The 16,710-nt window shown below is 70.6% G+C and carries 13 protein-coding genes; 8 read left to right on the top strand and 5 right to left on the bottom strand.

Features of this window, described 5'->3' with window-relative positions; genetic code table 11:
- Both VFW71_14225 and VFW71_14220 read left to right on the top strand, forming a co-directional pair.
- Positions 1–2,460, top strand: a complete 2,460-nt coding sequence (locus VFW71_14225) for a hypothetical protein (protein HEU5003915.1) — start codon at positions 1–3, stop codon at positions 2,458–2,460.
- The gene (locus VFW71_14220) at positions 2,457–3,080 is read left to right on the top strand and encodes a hypothetical protein (GenBank protein HEU5003914.1); all 624 of its coding nucleotides are present in this window, start codon (positions 2,457–2,459) and stop codon (positions 3,078–3,080) included. Before VFW71_14225 ends, VFW71_14220 begins: the two co-directional genes overlap by 4 nt.
- 41 nt (positions 3,081–3,121) lie before the next feature.
- Here VFW71_14220 and VFW71_14215 read toward each other — a convergent pair whose 3' ends face one another.
- Together VFW71_14215 and VFW71_14210 are read right to left on the bottom strand one after the other, a co-directional pair.
- Positions 3,122–3,490, bottom strand: coding sequence for a nuclear transport factor 2 family protein (locus tag VFW71_14215; protein HEU5003913.1), 369 nt, complete (start codon positions 3,488–3,490; stop codon positions 3,122–3,124).
- A gap of 79 nt (positions 3,491–3,569) precedes the next feature.
- Entirely contained in the window at positions 3,570–4,226 is a 657-nt protein-coding gene (locus tag VFW71_14210; protein HEU5003912.1) for a ScbR family autoregulator-binding transcription factor, read from the bottom strand.
- 79 nt (positions 4,227–4,305) lie between these two features.
- Here VFW71_14210 and VFW71_14205 point away from each other — a divergent pair, with 79 nt between their 5' ends.
- Complete coding sequence (locus tag VFW71_14205; GenBank protein HEU5003911.1) at positions 4,306–5,322, top strand: ScbA/BarX family gamma-butyrolactone biosynthesis protein; 1,017 nt, start codon at positions 4,306–4,308, stop codon at positions 5,320–5,322.
- On the opposite strand, the gene VFW71_14200 is transcribed toward VFW71_14205, so the two are convergent.
- Positions 5,291–6,019, bottom strand: a complete 729-nt coding sequence (locus tag VFW71_14200; protein HEU5003910.1) for a ScbR family autoregulator-binding transcription factor — start codon at positions 6,017–6,019, stop codon at positions 5,291–5,293. The genes VFW71_14205 and VFW71_14200 overlap by 32 nt on opposite strands.
- 227 nt (positions 6,020–6,246) lie before the next feature.
- On the opposite strand from VFW71_14200, the gene VFW71_14195 reads away from it, so the two are divergent.
- The 5 genes from VFW71_14195 (at position 6,247) to VFW71_14175 (ending at position 13,830) form a co-directional block, all read left to right on the top strand.
- The gene (locus VFW71_14195) at positions 6,247–7,188 is read left to right on the top strand and encodes a 4-hydroxy-3-methylbut-2-enyl diphosphate reductase (protein ID HEU5003909.1); all 942 of its coding nucleotides are present in this window, start codon (positions 6,247–6,249) and stop codon (positions 7,186–7,188) included.
- 6 nt (positions 7,189–7,194) lie between these two features.
- Entirely contained in the window at positions 7,195–9,462 is a 2,268-nt protein-coding gene (locus VFW71_14190; GenBank protein HEU5003908.1) for a germacradienol/geosmin synthase, read from the top strand.
- A 31-nt stretch (positions 9,463–9,493) separates the two neighbouring features.
- The gene (locus VFW71_14185) at positions 9,494–10,930 is read left to right on the top strand and encodes a family 2B encapsulin nanocompartment shell protein (protein HEU5003907.1); all 1,437 of its coding nucleotides are present in this window, start codon (positions 9,494–9,496) and stop codon (positions 10,928–10,930) included.
- A 3-nt stretch (positions 10,931–10,933) separates the two neighbouring features.
- Complete coding sequence (locus VFW71_14180; protein HEU5003906.1) at positions 10,934–12,007, top strand: polyprenyl synthetase family protein; 1,074 nt, start codon at positions 10,934–10,936, stop codon at positions 12,005–12,007.
- A 62-nt stretch (positions 12,008–12,069) separates the two neighbouring features.
- The gene (locus VFW71_14175) at positions 12,070–13,830 is read left to right on the top strand and encodes a 1-deoxy-D-xylulose-5-phosphate synthase (GenBank protein HEU5003905.1); all 1,761 of its coding nucleotides are present in this window, start codon (positions 12,070–12,072) and stop codon (positions 13,828–13,830) included.
- Positions 13,831–14,132: 302 nt separating this feature from the next.
- On the opposite strand, the gene VFW71_14170 is transcribed toward VFW71_14175, so the two are convergent.
- Together VFW71_14170 and VFW71_14165 are read right to left on the bottom strand one after the other, a co-directional pair.
- Entirely contained in the window at positions 14,133–14,651 is a 519-nt protein-coding gene (locus VFW71_14170) for a phosphate-starvation-inducible PsiE family protein (GenBank protein ID HEU5003904.1), read from the bottom strand.
- The gene (locus tag VFW71_14165) at positions 14,644–16,704 is read right to left on the bottom strand and encodes a choice-of-anchor P family protein (GenBank protein ID HEU5003903.1); all 2,061 of its coding nucleotides are present in this window, start codon (positions 16,702–16,704) and stop codon (positions 14,644–14,646) included. Before VFW71_14165 ends, VFW71_14170 begins: the two co-directional genes overlap by 8 nt.
- Positions 16,705–16,710 lie beyond the last annotated feature (6 nt).

Raw genomic sequence — 16,710 nt, 5'->3', positions numbered from 1 at the left:
ATGACACCGTCAACCAGCATCGACTGGGGGCCGTTCTACGAGGAGCTGGCCCTCCAGGGCAACGTGCCTGATCCCTCCAGCACCCTCATCGAGCGAAGCCGCGCCACGCTGCGGGCCATGTACCTGGATCTGGCGGTGGTGCAACGCCAGATCCAGGACTCCGGCTTCGACCCGCCGCTGGTGGTGCTCTACGCCGACGTCGTGGACATCTCGGCGGGCACCAGCTGGCTCCTGGCCAACTCCGTCCTGTTCATCGCCGCCCGCCGGATCCAGACCGACGGCCCGGCGAGGATCACCATCGACTACCGCACCGGCTCGAGCGCCTCGCTGGTGGTATACGCCGCCGAGGTGGCCGGCAGCATCGATGTGACTGCTGTCACCGGGGGCGACCCGGGCTACCAGACCTTCGTAATCGACGCCGCCCCACCCGGCGGCGGCGTCCAGATCGCCAAAGAAGGCGACCAGGTGGTGGAGCTTCCGCGCACCTGGGCGCAGGGGATGGCGATGTCGCCCGAGGACACGTTCGTGCAGGCCCTCGTCACCGAGTTCATCTTCGCCTCCCTGCTCTACGACAGCCAGCCCTCCCTGGCGCTGGCGCAGTTCCTCTGGCTGAAGAACTGGTCGGCGGAGTCCCCCGACCTGTGGAGCGTGTTCTTCCGCAGCTCGTCGTTGCTGAGCCTGCTCAGCAGCCAGATCAACGCCGCCGCCAACGGGGCGGCGTTCGTCCCCTACCTGACCAGGTCGGTCTACACCGACCTGGCCTCCAGCTTCGTGGCGGAGGCGAGCAAGTACGAGTCCGACTACCGCACCCTCAGCGTGGAGAAGGTGGTCACCGACAATTTCATCGAGCTGGCGAAGACCCTGCTGGCCAACCAGACCTACCAGACCGAGTTCGAGACCAAGCTCCTGGCCCAGGCGAAGGCCAACTACGACAACGCGGTGGCCGCGGTCACCCGGGCGGATAAGACGCTGAAGGATGCCCAGCTGGCGGCCAACCTCGTGGCCATCGACTTCCAGGAGATCGGCATCCCGGACTGGGAGCGCAAGAAGATCCTCGAGGCGGTGATCGACCTGGCGTCCGCGGTCATCACCTTCGGGGTGGGCATCGGCCTGATGCTGGTCGGCGACGAGGCGGGAGGCGCGGCCAGTGCCGGCGCCGCCGTCGAGGGGGCCAAGGCGGCTGCGTCGATCGCCGAAGCCGGGAGCGAGATCGCCCGGGTGGCCAAGGAGCTGGCCGAGGTCATGGAGAAGCTGAAGAAGGTGATCGAGGCCCTCAACAAGGTTTACGAGTTCGCCGAGAAGGTGGTCGAGGCCGCGGGCAAGCTCTCCGAGGCGAAGTCCTTCGTGGACGCCATGAAGGATATGGACGTCGCCACCGGGGGCATCGACCTCTCGGGCACGTATGAGTGGCAGGTCTACCAGCTCAACGCCGATGCCGCATTGCAGGGTCCCCTGGACGAGGGCGTGGGCTATGCCAAGGAGCTGAAGGTCGCGGTGGATACGGTGGCGATCTACGGCCAGGCCCTGGCCGCCGCCCAGCTGGCCGCGGTCACCGCCGGGCAGCAGTACGCCACGGTCGCCCTGCAGAAGGAGCTCGCCGAGGCCCAGCAGGCCGAGCTGCAGGCCTACGTGGACCGGCTCCAGGTGGGGGAGGCGCCGATCGTGGCGCTGATGCAGGCCTTCTACCAGCGCTACCTGGACGCCAAGAGCTCGCTGTACGCCGCGATCCAGGGATACCGCGCCTCGTACTACTACTGGGCGCTGCAGCAGTCCTCCATCCAGCCGAAGATCATCGACACGGTGGATGGCCTGGACACCGGCCTCAAGACCCTGACCGCCATCGCGCTCGACCAGGCGAACGCCCTCCAGCATTTTGACCCGCCACCGCAGGCGATGGTCGACAAGCAGGTGGTGATCGACGACCCGGTGGTGCTGGCCGCCCTGCGGGAAACCGGGGCCTGCCAGTGGAACGTGCCGCTGGAGGAGCCGGTCTTCGACGGGTTCGACCGGGTCCGGCTCTCGGTGGTGCGGATGTGGCTGGAGGGCGCCGTCCCGGGATCCTCCGGGTCGGTGGACGTGGCGATGGGGACCTACGGCAACGGGCTCGACCGCTACCAGGGGCTGGCCTACCAGTTCACCTCGCAGCCGCTGCGCCGGGCCTTCCAGTACCGGGTGTCTGCCACCCGGAACGGCACCCCGGCGTGGCGGTTCGACAACGGCACCTACGGCTACATCGAAGTCGACGGCAGGGTGGACGACGAGGTGAAGTACGCCTACTTCGAGCCCACCGCCTTCGGGCAGTGGCAGATCAACCTGACCAAGAACAACCCCGGCCTTAACCTGAGCGGCGTCACCAAGATCACCATGCAGCTCCAGGGATCGGTGATCCCGGACCTGGCCGCACAGGCCCGGCGGCAGCCGGCGCACCGGACCTCCGAGTCCGCTGGCCGGAGGCGGTGACCACCCAGCCGCCCGCCGCCGGCTCCGTCCGGGCGTTCGACCTGGGGCCGCCCCCCGGTGTGGACGGGGACTTTGCCCTGGCCGGGGCGGACTGGGCCGGCGCCCTGCGGCTGGCCGGCACCGAGCCGGCGGACGGGACCTGGGCGGAGATCTACGCCGAGCGCGTGGTGCCCCTGGCCAGCGGGGTCGTGCACGCCGCGACCCAGATGGAGGTGTACCTGCCCCGGCTCGACCAGATCCTCCGGCGCCTGGGTGCCCAGCCCTCCGATGGGGAGCTGGGCACCCAGGCCGAGGGAGTCATCGGGGTGCTCCGGTCCACGGCGGTCACCCAGCACGAGGCGTGCGCCCGGGCGGCCGCGACGGTGGGCGAGTTGGCCGGCTGCCTGCAGGAGGCTGCCGGCTCAGCGGTGCCCGGCGATCTCGTCGAGGCGGTGTCCCGCCTGGGCGGGGGATGGGCGCGCCTGGAGGCGGTGCTGGGGGCCCTCAGGGTCTTCGTGGACGAGCATGCCCGCCAGCACCGCAGCTTCCGGGTCAAGCTCGACGTCGACGAGACCCTGGAGCGCTGGGACGAGGCCCGGGCGGCCGCCGAGCGCTGGCGGGTGGAGGCCTTCGTGCGTTGAGCTGAGGGAGCCGCCGGCGCAGCCCCGGTCGGTGCGGGGAGTCAGGCGAAGAATTCGTCGAAGGCGTGCTGGTCGCCGGGGATCGCCCAGGCTTCGGTCACCCGGCCGCCCTCGATGTGGGCCACCAGGACCTCGTCGATGTCCAGCACTGCCCCGTCCCGCTCGGCGTGCTCATGGATGAGGGCCACCGTGTGGGCGTCCCCCCCGACGACGTCGTGCACCTCTTGGCGGAGGCTGAAGCCGGAGGCCTGGTAGAGACTCATGAAATGCGCCAGGATTGCCTCAACGCCCGTCACGGTGCCAGACACGGCGCTCCGCCCGGCGACATGCCACACCGCCCCGGGTGAAAGTACCGCCTGAATCTCCTCGAGGTCTCCGCGCCCGAATGCTGCAAAGCCCCGCCGGATCACATCCTCGTTCGGATGACCCACGACTGGCCCCCGATCATCTAGTGGGACCGCATCTTCCCGGTCCACGCCGGGGCGTACTCTACGGTATGGACCGCAGGTAGGGGCCGATCACAGCCCAGAATTGATCGAGTCGCTCAATGAGATCGGCCCGCTCCGTAAAATGTTCAGAAACCGCCTGAGCACCATAAAAGAACGCAACAATCAACTGGGCTATTGCTGCCGGATTGACGTCGGAGCGGATCTGCCGGGTCCCCTGACCCTTCTCGATGAGGTTGGCAAGCCGCTCTACCCAGCCCACGAATGGTTCGGGGAGCTCGGCATCGATCAGCATCCGTTCGGTGGATAGCCGGGTGCCGGCCCTCGCTATGTTGTCAGTCTGGTAGATCCTCGCGACCCGGTAGGTCACTTCGATGATGCCGTCCAGGACATGGTCATGCGCTGCGATGACCCCAGTTGCGAGCGGTTCCCACCTGCCAAAGTGCCGACCCACAATCTCGACGGCCAGGGCAGGCTTCGTTGGAAAGAAGTAGTACAGGGCTCCTTTGGTGAGCCCCAACTGGGTCACAACCTCGTTCAGGTTCACCCCGAGGTATCCCCGCTCAGCGAAGGCCTTCGCCGCAGCCTGAACGATCCGTTCCTTTGTAATTTCTGCGCGCTTGGAGCGAGGACGAGGTTCGCGCGCCGCCTTCTGTGCGGGTGCGTCCCCCCCAGCTGCGGAATTATTGGGCGAAATCACGCGCCTTGCTCCATACCTTCGAGTAAGTACTATCAACGTGGATCATCGTTCTCCTCACTGGATCGGACGGAGGGTACGAATGATAGACACGAGACAGGACACGGGGACTGCAAGCACACCTCAAAAATACCTCACCGAAGAGCTGGACTGGGCGACCCCCCTCCCCCTCGAGTTGGTCCACCGGTCGGCCGACACCGAGGTCTTCCTGACGAGCGTGTCCCAGATCGGGCAGGACGTTTTCAGCCTGGGCGCGCGGTGGCCATCTCGGCACAGGTTCTTTCACCTCGACGAGTGGGGCCTGCATGACCCAATGGCTGTGGCAGAAATCCTCCGGCAGTCGGGGATCGCCGTGGCCCATGCCGGCTATGCCGTGGACTTCGGGACGCAGTTCATCATGGTCGACTTCAGTTTCATCGTGCGTGACCGAGAACGCTTGAACGCAGCCGCGGCTGGCCGGGATCTGGTTGTCCGTCTCACCGCCAGCGACGTGGAGCACAAGCACGGATCCTTCCGCCGGGCCAACTTGCACATGGAGGTGTCCGCGCGAGGCCGGGCGGTGTTCGCCGAAGGGCAGGCTCGGTTGCTGTGCCTGCCGCCCGCCCTGTACCGGCACCTCCGGGGCCGGCACCCAATGTCCTCCCCTGCCTGCCCCGCTCCGCACGCGGGCGCAGGCCGGCTCCCGGCGGCATTGGTGGGCCGGACGGGGCAGGCCGACGTCCTTCTCCGGGACGCCGGTGGCGCGACTGCGGGGTCCCCGGCCGGGGTCTGGACGGTCGAGGCCGATCCGATGCACGGCGGGCAATTCGACCACCCGCTCGATCACCTCCCCGGCATGGTGCAGTTGGAGGCCTTCCGGCAGGCCGCGTTGGCCTTGACCGCCGAGGCCGGTCGCGCCGACCCGGGACGGTTCCTGGGGTGCGCCGCGTGCTTCCGGCACATCGTCGACTTGGGAGCAGAGATCCGGTGCACCGCTACGGCATCGGAGCGCGCCAGCATCCAGGTCGCCTTGTTCAATGGGAAGGATCCGGAACCAGCAACGACCGGAGTGGTGCGGTTGAGCAGCCTCAGCGGGGGCGTAACCATGGCTCGGCCATGACCCAGAAGTTCTCCACGCGACTCCGCAGGTCTTGGTGATTGGTGAACTGTGCCGAGAGCGTCTGGGCACCATAGAAGTAGGAAACCAACATCTGGGCTGTCGCTGCCGCATCAACGTCCGCCCGCACCTGTCCCCGCTCCTGCCCGGCCTGCAGGAGCGCCGTGATGCGAGCGATCCATTCGATGAATGGCTCGGGCAGCTCGGCTTTTATGAGCATCCGTTCGGTGAGGAGCCGGGTGCCTGCCCGGGTGACGTCGTCGTTCGCAAATTTATCGGCCATGCCTCGCCCGAGGTCTATCAGTGCATCCAGCAGATCATCGTGTTCAGCCAGGGCCGCTCGCGCCACAGGCTCGAAGGCCTCTGTGTGGCGGCGGACGATTTCGGAGGCGAGGGATTCCTTCGTGGGGAAGAAGTAGTAGAGGGCGCCCTTCGTCAGTCCAAGTTCCCCGACGACGTTGTTGAGGTTGACGCCCATGTAGCCGGACCGGTCGAACGCTCGGGCCGCGGCCTGCAGGATGCGCTCACGCGTGGCAGCCCCCCGCTCACTCCGGGGTGTCGGCCCAATGCCTTGCGGCGCGTAGGTATTACTCGCTGAAGTCGCTGGCGCATCCAGCGATCGGCTAGCTCTTTGCAGTTGTACAACCCCCGGCGAGACGTTGCCTGATGCTATTCCCTGCGCCGCAAGCTTGCCAAACATTGCTGAGTCTACTTATGGGTCACTGTGACAGAGATGCGATGTTTAGGCATGAAACAATTTTCTACCTACGATGTCGCCTCCGCCGGGCCCCCGCGGTGCCCTCCCCGCCGGTGGCCATGACCTGCCCGGGCAAGATCGGGCCTTGATCTCATACCGGGTAGAAGGTATTCTGCCCGTCCGAGGTGCACCCGGGCACATCGTTCGCCCCCAGCGAATCGAGAGCGGCCGTGCAACAGCTCCAGCCGGCTACCGGCATCGTGCTCCTGGCGTCCCCCCGGGGCTGGTGCGCCGGGGTCGACCGGGCGGTCGAGATCGTCGAGCGGGCGCTGGAGCGCCACGGCCCGCCGGTCTACGTCCGCAAGCAGATCGTCCACAACCTCCACGTCGTACGCGGCCTCGAGCGCCGGGGGGCGATCTTCGTCGACAGCGAGGACGAGGTCCCCGAGGGGGCGGTGTGCGTCCTGTCCGCCCACGGGGTGTCGCCCGCCGTCCGGGCCAACGCCGCCGCCCGGCGGCTCGATGTCATCGACGCCACCTGCCCCCTGGTGGCGAAGGTGCACGTCGAGGCCCGGCGCTTCGCCATTGCCGGGCGGCGCATCTTCCTCATCGGCCACGCCAGCCACGAGGAGGTCCAGGGCACATCCGGGGAGGCGCCGGCGCAGACCCTGGTGATCGAACGCCCCGAGGACCTCGACGCCGCAGGGGTCCGGGAGACCGAGCCGGTGGCCTACCTGACGCAGACCACGCTGGCGGTCGACGACACCGCCGAGGTGGTGGCCGCGCTCCGCCGGCGTTTCCCGGACCTGGCCGGGCCGCACCGCGACGACATCTGCTACGCCAGCCAGAACCGCCAGCAGGCGGTCAAGGCGATCGCCGGGCGGAGCGACGTCGTGCTCATCGTGGGCTCGGCGAACTCGTCCAACGCCAACCGCCTAGTCGAGGTGGCGGAGCACTCCGGGGCCCGGGCGCGGCTGGTCGAGAACGCCGCTGCCGCCGACGACGCCTGGCTGGGCGGCGCCCGCACCGTCGGGGTCTCCTCCGGGGCATCGACGCCCGAGATCCTGGTGGACGAACTGCTGGCCTGGCTCGGGGACCGGGGCTTCCCCGAGGTGCAGGAGGTCCGTGTGGCCACCGAGGACGTCCGCTTCCCCCTGCCGGAGCGGGGCTGAGCGGCGGTGGCGAAGCGCTCCCAACCCTACGAGCTCCCGGACTTCTACGTGCCGTGGCCGGCACGGCTCAATCCCCACCGGGACCGCGCCCAGCAGCACTCGAAGGCGTGGGCCCGGGCGACGGGGATCCTGCCCCCGGCGGGCGGGAAAGGCGCCACAGGCGACGACGTCGTGTGGGACGAGGCCGACTACGACGCCCACGACTACCCCCTGCTGTGCGCCTACACGCACCCGGACTGCCCCGCCGCCGAGCTGGACCTCATCACCGACTGGTACGTGTGGGTCTTCTACTTCGACGACCATTTCCTGCACCGCTACAAGCAGACCGGCGACCTCGCCGGGGCGAAGGCCTACCTCGACGCCCTGGACGCCTACATGCCGGTGGACGGGGCGGCGATCCCGGAGCCCGGTAATGCCGCCGAGCGGGGGCTGGCCGAACTCTGGGTGCGCACCACGCCGGCGATGTCGGCCGCCTGGCGCATGCGCTTCGCCCGGACCACCCGGGACCTGCTGCAGGAGTCGCTCTGGGAGTTGCTGAACATCGCCGGGGCACGGGTGGCGAACCCCATCGAGTACATCGAGCAGCGCCGCAAGGTGGGGGGCGCCCCGTGGTCCGCCTGCCTGGTGGAGCACGCCGCCCGGGCCGAGATCCCGCCCGCCCTCGCCGGTACCCGGCCGCTCCGGGTCCTGACCGATTCGTTCGCGGACGCGGTGCACATGCGCAACGACATCTTCTCCTACCAGCGCGAGACCGAGGCCGAAGGCGAGGTCAGCAATGCCGTCCTGGTGGCCGAGCGGTTCTTCTCCGTAGACCCGCAGGCGGCCGCGGGCATGGTGAACGACCTGCTCACCTCCCGGCTCCACCAGTTCGAGAACACCACCCTCACCGAGCTTGGCCCCCTGTTCGCCAACCACGGCGTTGACCTGCCCAGCCGGCTCCGGGTGCTGGCCTACGTCAAGGGCCTGCAGGACTGGCAGTCCGGGGGCCACGAGTGGCATCTGCGGTCCAGCCGCTACATGAACCGCTCCACCCCGAGGGCGCAGTTGTGGAAGCCCGTGGGCGTGGGCACGTCGGCGGCGTGCTGGAGCCCGGTGACCCTCGGCCTGCAGGGGGTGCGCCAGTTTGCCCACGTGCCCTACCGGGCGGTCGGGCGGCTCACGCTCCCCGACATCGAGATGCCCTACCCGGTGCACCTCAGCCCGCACCTCGATAGCGCCCGCGAAGCCACCGGCGCCTGGGCCGAGGGCGTCGGGCTGATCGAGCGGGCCCCCGGCGCCCCGGGATCGGGGCTGTGGGACCAGCGATCGCTGGTGGCGGCGGACTTGCCCCTGTGCGCCGCCGGGATCCACCCGGACGCCTCGGCCCCGGAGCTGGCCCTGTCGTCGCAGTGGCTCACGTGGGGGACCTACGCCGACGACTACTTCCCGGCGGTGTACGGGACCACCCGGGACATGGCCGGCGCCCAGGCGTGGGTGGCACGGATGCTGGCCTTCCTGCCGCTCGACCTCGGCGCCGTGCCGCCACCGCTCACTGGGTTGGAGCGCGGCCTCGCCGATCTGTGGCCTCGCACCGCGGCGCCGATGTGCCCGGTCACCCGGGGCCGCACCCGGGCGGGCGTCGAGACGATGCTCGTGAGCTGGCTGTGGGAGCTGGCCAACCACATCCAGGGCCGGATCCCGGACCCGGTGGACTACCTCGAGATGCGCCGGGTCACCTTCGGCGCCGACCTCACGATGATGCTGCGCATGCTGACCCCGGGCCGGGAGATCCCCGAGGAGCTGGCCGCCACCCGCCCGGTGCGGGCGCTGGCCACCGCGGCGGCAACCTACGCCGCGCTGACCAACGACCTCTTCTCCTACCGCAAGGAGATCGAGTTCGAGGGTGAGCTGCACAACGCAGCCCTGGTCCTGCAGGCGTTCCTCGGCTGCGATCTGGCGTGCGCCATGCAGGTGGTCGCCGACCTCATGGCGTCGCAGCTCCAGCAGATGGAACACACCGCCGCCGTCCTGCTGCCGCCGGTGCTCGACGAGCTCGAGGTGGACGCCGCCGGGCGGGAGGTGGTGGCCGGGTTCGTGGCGGGGCTCCGGGACCTCGTCTCCGGCGTCCTGCACTGGCACCGGGAGTCGGGGCGCTACACCGACGCCGGCTTGGAGAGGCGGGGGCCGCCCCTCGAGCGGCTCTGGGTGATCCCGCAGGGGCCGGGCACCTCGGCAGCCCGGGTGGGAGCAGCGACGAGCACAGGACCGGCACTCCGATGGAGCAGGACTGGTTGAGCCAACAGCACGAGAGAGAGGTGATGCGGACATGGCAAACGGCACGGAGGAAGACGAGGGTGCGGTCGGCGTCCTGAACGGGCAGTCCACCAACGGCAACGGCCGGGCCCAGCTCAGCCTGGGGACCAAGGCGGCACGCAACCTGACGACGACCACCAAATCAGAGCCCCAGATGCAGGGCATCACCTCGCGGTGGCTGCTGCGCATGCTGCCCTGGGTGCAGGTCTCTGGCGGCGTCTACCGGGTCAACCGCCGGCTCAACTACACGGTGGGCGATGGCCGGGTGTCCTTCGCCAGCACGGCCGACAGCGTCCAGGTCATCCCCGCCACCCTGACCGAACTGCCCTTGTTACGGGGGTTCGACGACATGTCGTTGCTCGAGACCCTCGCCGGGCGGTTCACCCAGCACAGCTACCAGGCGGGGGACATCATCGTGGGGCTCGGCGGGGGAGCGGACACCTTCTTCCTCATCGCCCACGGCAAGGTCAACAAGGTGGGCGAAGGCAAGTACGGCGACGAGACCGTGCTGTCCACCCTGGCCGACGGCGACCACTTCGGCGGTCACACGCTCGCGCAGTCGGGCACGCTGTGGGAGTTCACCGCCAAGGCGGTCACGCCGGTGATCACCCTGGAGATCCCCAGCTCCGCGTTCGCCCAGCTCGCCAGCCAGCACGCCCTGCTGCAGGCGCAGGTGGCGCAGTACCTCTCCAGCCCGCTCCTCCCGCAGAACCGTCACGGTGAAGCTGACATTGAGGTTGCCTCAGGTCACGAGGGCGAGCCCGATCTGCCCGGCACTTTCGCCGACTACGAGATGTCCCCCCGGGAGTTCGAATTGAGCGTCGCCCAGACGGTGCTCCGGGTCCACACCCGGGTGGCCGACCTGTTCAACGAACCGATGAACCAGGTGCAGCAGCAGCTCCGGCTGACCGTCGAGGCACTCCGGGAGCGCCAGGAGTACGAGATGGTCAACAACCCGGAGTTCGGCCTGCTGCACAACGCCGACCTGAAGCAGCGCATCCACAGCCGCACCGGCCCCCCGACCCCGGACGACATGGACGAGCTGCTGTCCCGACGGAGGGACACCCGCTTCTTCCTGGCCCACCCGCGGACCATCGCCGCCTTCGGCCGGGAGTGCAACGCCCGGGGCCTCTACCCGGTCGGGGCCGACATCAACGGGCGCCAGATACCTGCCTGGCGGGGCGTCCCGGTCTTCCCGTGCAACAAGATCCCGATCACCGAGAAGGGCACCAGCTCCATCCTGGCGATGCGGGTCGGCGAGGAGAACCAGGGGGTCATCGGCCTGCACCAGACCGGCATCCCCGACGAGTTCGAGCCGAGCCTGTCGGTGCGCTTCATGAACATCAGCGAGAAGGCGATCATCTCCTACCTGGTGAGCGCCTACTACTCGGTGGCCGTGCTGGTCCCCGACGCCCTCGGCATCCTCGAGAACGTCGAGATCAACCGGTAGCCGATGCCCGAGCCGCTGATGGCCGAGCGGGGCCGGGTCGGGCTCCGCCGGACAGGCCACGACGTGCTGGCCGGCGCCCGGGCGCAGATCGACCCTGCCCTGCGTGCCGTTGTGCAGGGCCTGCCCGCGGGCAGCCGGCACGTCGTGGGTTACCACTTCGGCTGGTGGGACGAGCTGGGTATCACCGCCGCCGGGGGTCCCGACGGCCGTGCCGGTGGTGGCAAGGTCATCCGGCCCGCCCTCGCCCTGCTGGCCGCCGAGGCGGCGGGGGGCCACCCGGGCGGAGCCGTCCCGGCGGCGGTGGCCCTGGAGCTGGTGCACAACTTCTCGCTCGTGCACGACGACCTCATCGATGGCGACGCGACCCGGCGCCACCGCCCCACAGTCTGGGCCGTCTTCGGCCCGGCCCCCGCCCTCCTCGCTGGGGACGCCCTGCTCTCCCTGGCCTTCGAGGTGCTCGCTGCCTGCGGCCACCCGGCGGCGCCCGAGGGCGCCGGCATGCTGGGTGCCGCCGTGCAGGCGCTGATCGACGGCCAGACCCGGGACATGAGCTTCGAGGCCCGCACCGACGTGGACGTGGCCGAGTGCCGGGGGATGGCCGAGCGCAAGACTGGTGCCCTCTTCGGGGCGGCGTGCGGGCTGGGGGCGCTCTTCGGCGGCGGGAGCCCGCAGCTCGTCAGCTACCTGCGGGGGGTGGGGGAGCGGCTCGGGCTCGCCTTCCAGTTCGTCGATGACCTGCTCGGGATCTGGGGCGACCCGGCTGTCACCGGCAAGCCGGTGTACTCGGACCTGAGCAGGCGCAAGAAGTCCCTGCCGGTGGTCTGGGCACTGCGCTCGGGTACCGATGCGGGGGCCGAACTCGCCGCCCTGTTCGCCGGGCGGGAATCGCTGGCGGGCGACGAGCTCGCCCGGTCCGCCCAGCTGGTGGAGCTGGCCGGGGGCCGCGAGTGGAGTGTGGCGCAGGTGGACGAGCTGCTGGTCGAGGTGCTGGTGCTCCTGGACTCCGTGGCCCTGGCCGAGCGGCCGGCGGCGGAGTTGGGGGAGCTGGCCCGCCTCATGACGCGGCGCGACCGCTGAGGCACCTGCTCGTGGTCCCCCCAGTGTTGGCCGCGCCGTCCGGGACGCTGCCGGCGGCCGACCTGGCGATCGATCCCGCCTGGGTGCGCGGCCTGCCGCCCGGGGCACTGCCCAAGCTGGCGGCCGAGATCCGCCGGTTCCTCGTGGCCGGTGTGGCGGCAACCGGGGGCCACCTCGGGTCGAACCTGGGTGTGGTCGAGCTGACCATCGCACTGCACCGGGTCTTCGAGTCGCCCCGGGACGTGCTGCTGTTCGACACCGGGCACCAGGCCTACGTCCACAAGATCCTCACCGGCCGGGCGCCGTCGTTCGGCTCGCTGCGCCAGGCGGGCGGCCTGTCGGGCTACCCGCTGCGGGCCGAGTCGGCGCACGACGTCATCGAGAACTCGCACGCCTCGACCGGGCTCTCGTACGCGGACGGGCTGGCGAAGGCTTTCGCCCTCCGGGGGGAGCGGGACCGGCGGGTGGTCGTGGTGGTGGGCGACGGGGCGCTGACCGGCGGGCTGGCCTGGGAGGCGCTGAACAATCTGGGCGCCGCCCCGCACCGCCCGGTCATGGTGGTCCTGAACGACAACGGCCGCTCGTACGCCCCGACCGCCGGGGCCCTGCCCCGCCACCTCGCCAAGCTGCGGGCGATGGCGGGTGCCTGCGACGGTCCGGCACTGCCGCCCCGGAGCCTGTTCGAGGCCCTCGGGTTCGCCTACGTCGGGCCCTTCGACGGCCACGACGTCAGCACCCTCGAGGCGGGCTTCCGCCGGGCGGCGGCGCTGGACCGTCCCGTGGTGGTGCATTGCATCACGCAGAAGGGCCGGGGCTACCCGCCCGCCGAGGAGGACGAGGCCGACCACCTGCACACCGTCGGCGCCTTCGACCCGGCGTCCGGGCCTCTCACCGATCCCGGGCTGACCTGGACCGACGTCTTCGGCGCCGAGCTGGCGGCGATCGGCCTGGAGCGGCCCGACGTGGTGGCGGTGACCGCCGCCATGGCCGGGCCCGCCGGCCTCGGGCGCTTTGCCGCCCGGTTCCCGGACCGGGTGTTCGACGTGGGCATCGCCGAGGCCCACGCGGTCACCTCGGCGGCCGGGTTGGCGCTCGGCGGCCTGCACCCGGTGGTGGCGATCTACGCCCCGTTCCTCGGCCGGGCCTTCGACCAGCTCCTCATGGACGTCGCCTTGCACCGGCTCCCGGTGACCATCGTCTGCGACCGGGCGGGCGTCACCGGCCCCGACGGCCCCAGCCACCACGGCATGTGGGACGCCTCGGTGCTGCCGGTGGTGCCCGGCCTGCGCGTCGCCGCCCCCCGGGACCCGGGGGCCCTACGGGGTCTGCTCCGGGAAGCCGTGGCGGACGGCGACCACCCGACGCTCCTTCGCTACCCGAAGGCCCGGGCGGGTCCCTCGACCGCCGCACTGGCCCGGGTAGGGAGGGGCGACCTGTTGGTGCGCGCTCCCGGGGCCGGCGTCCTGCTGGTGGGCGTCGGGCCGATGGCGGGGGTGTCCGTGGGCGCGGCCGGGATCCTTGCAGGGGCGGGCGTGGCCTGCGACGTGGTCGATCCCCGCTGGATCGCCCCGGTGGAGCCCGATCTGGTCGGGCTGGCGGGCACCTACCCGCTGGTGGTGGCGGTGGAGGACACGACCTGCGTCGGGGCCCTCGGTGGGCGCCTGGGGCAGGCCCTGGCGGATACCGGGAGCAGCGCACGGGTGGTCACGCTCGCCCTGCCCCCCTCCTTCCTGCCGCACGCCAGCCGGGCGGAGCTGCTGCATGGGTATGGCCTGGATGCCGGCGGGATTGCCGCCGCAGTGCTGGATCGGCTTGCGCGGTAACGTCTTAGCCAAGGGCCGATAGAAGCTCACTGGACCTCATCTTTCCGCTGGTGATAACTCCCGATAAAGCACCACCATGGCTTCTCGCCGGCCCCCTGCGTAGGGCAGGCCCAACTGACCCGGTCGGGCTGGACCGGGCCTCGAGCGGGTGGCGATGGCGGGGGCACTCCGGTCTGGGCTGGGCGAAGAGCTCGTCGATCGAGTCCTGGATCGCCCAGGCGATGAACTAGGGCAGGTGCCTGCCCTAATCAAGCACGAGCCGTGTCTGAACCGCACGCCGAAAATCCCGCCCGCCCGCTTCCCTAGGGCGCGCCCTCGCCGGCGGCTTGGCCCGCCTTTTCGGCCGGCGCCTCGCCGAAGCGGGGGCTGCGGGAGAGCAGGAACAGGGCCGCCACCAGGCCCACCACGACGGCGGCCGAGGACAGCAGGCCCAGCAGGGAGAGGCGCACCGCCGCCGGGCTGTCGTGGGACACGGTCAGCTCCACCGCAATGCTCAGGATGTGGCGGGTCGCCGAGATCACGCCGATGACCAGGAACTCGCGCAGCGGGAAGCCGCCCTCCTCGAAGTGCGCCAGGACGGTGCGCAGGATCTCCAGGACGATGATCACCAGCAGCACCCCGTTCACCGTGCCCAGCAGGGCCGGCAGGAATCCTGACCCCCGGAAGGTGAGGTGGGCGGCGGTATTGACCAGCGCGGCGAAGGCCAGGACCACGAGGACCGCGGCGACGCCGGCGTGCAGGGCGGTCTCCAGCCTGGTGAAGATGCCGAGGGTCCCCGGCACCAGGCGCTTCGCCCGGTCAGCGCCGGAGCGCTCAGGCACGGACGGCCTCCCCCCGGGGTGCCCGGAACCGGAAGTAGGCCCAGAACGCCACTGAGAACAGACCGAAGCCCACGAACAGGGCGACAGCGGTCCACTTGGCGGCACCGGCGTCGGGGTTCCGGTAGCCGGAGGTCGGCTGCAGCAGGATGTTGATGAAGGCCACGGTGGCGACCCCGAAAATCGCCGCCCACGCCAGGCGCCGCCAGTCGGTCAGCTTCTTGCCTTCCAGGAAGCGCAACGGCAGCAACGTGAACACGGTGGACTCCAGGGCGGCGATGAAGAAGGCCGACAGCCCATTGGAGAGCGTGATCACTCCGAAGCTGGCGTGGGGGAGGCTGGCGGCGTGGCTGACCGGCGTGTGGGCGAACCAGGCAACCACGCCCAAGCCGAGCGTCAGCCCGGCGGCGAGCAGCGTCAGGCGGCCGGTGGTATCAGCGGCCAGTTCCCGGCCGAACTCGAGCCCGGCGACCAGGCCGAGCAGGTACCCGGGCTCGAAGTGCACTGCCCGGGAAAGGATCACGCAGGCGGCGGCCACGATGGCGGTGCCGGGCAGCACCTTCAACACGCCCCATTCACCATGGCGGCTTCGGATGTGGATGAGCAGCGGCAGGCTGTACACCAGCATCAGGACCACCAGGGCGGCGGCGAAGCCGGTCGCCAGGGAGAGGGTGGAGAGGTTCCAGCCGAAGTCGGCGCTGAGGGCCGAGTCCAACACCCCACCGACGAGGATGAAGCCGATGAAGATCGCCAGCTCCCGCCACCGGTTGGGTTCCCGCTCCTTGACCGGGCTCAGCCCGAACCAGCCCCGGACCTCGTCGTAGTTCTCGGCGAGCGCGCCGTTGAACAGCTCGCCCGGGAAGGCGCCGACCAGTAGGAAACCGCCCCCCACCGCCGCGCTCTGCCCCACGGTCTTGGGGGCGAGCGATACCTGTTGCGGCGTCGGCACCGACGTGTCGAACGCGCTGCGGTGCAGGGAGGCGCTGGCCACGGTGAAGCTGGCCAGGCGCTCCCGGACCGACGCGCTGGAGCACCGGGCGTACACCGTGTAGCGCCCGGGCGCGAGTGCCCCCGGGATGGTGAGGCCGGCGATGCTCAGGCGCCCCGACGCGCTGGGCGACCCGTAGCCGAGCTGGGCTTGGCCGAGCAGGATGTAGACGCGGGGGCAGCCGGAGTACCGGGTGGCCAGCACGCTGAACGTGCTCCCCGACGGACCGTTCAGGGGCGAGAGGACCAGCGTCGGAACCGCGGCGGGCGGCGCCCGGGGCGGGGGCGGGGCGGCCGTCGCGGTCGGGGAGGGCAACGGGCTGGGCGATGGTGACGGCGATGGCGACGCGGACGGCGACGGTGCGGCGAGTGCCAGCGGGGGAAGACGGAAGCCGGGGCTCGGCGACGGGGTAAGGGCGCCCCCGGCACCGCAATCGGCCTGCCCGATGACGACGGAGAGCAGGGCGCCGCCCGGGGCGCTGGGCAGCACCTCGAGGTCCACCGCGCGCACCTGGATGCCGGGGCCGTGGGGGGTGGCGATCGGGGTCTGCTCGTTGAGCACCGCGCTGAGGACCCCAGCCACGCCGATGACCGTGTTCGGTGGCGGCGTCCCGACCTGCGCCGTACCGCCCAGCGTGAGCTGGACGAGGCTCGACGACCCGCCCGGTCTCCCGGAGGCCCCGCCCGAGGTGCAGGTGGCGGTGACCGCCGCCCCGGTGACGAGCCCGTTGAGGACGGAGATGTCAGCCACGGTCACCGTGCTCGTCGCCGCCCGTTCCCCGGTCCGGGGGTCGATGGTGCCGGCCGTCGTGGCGGACAGCGCGCCGATGGCGAGCACGTTGGCCAGGCTGATCGGGCCGACCTCGGCGGAGTGGTGGAACCCGGCGTTGGGCGCAGTGGCGCTCCCCGCCACGCCGGCGGGCGTCGGGCCCAGCAACGACCCCAGCAGGCTGGACGTGACGCTCACGCCGTAGGCACTCCCGGACACCTCGGGCGGTGCGGCCCCCACGGGGAGCGCGGCGGCGAGGGTCACCACGACGGGCACCCACCCGAGTACGCCTCGTCCCATGCGACC

The sequence above is a fragment of the Actinomycetota bacterium genome, assembly GCA_035765775.1.
Classification (GTDB): domain Bacteria; phylum Actinomycetota; class CADDZG01; order JAHWKV01; family JAOPZY01; genus DASTWV01.
This window is presented reverse-complemented; position numbering and strand designations above follow the sequence as displayed.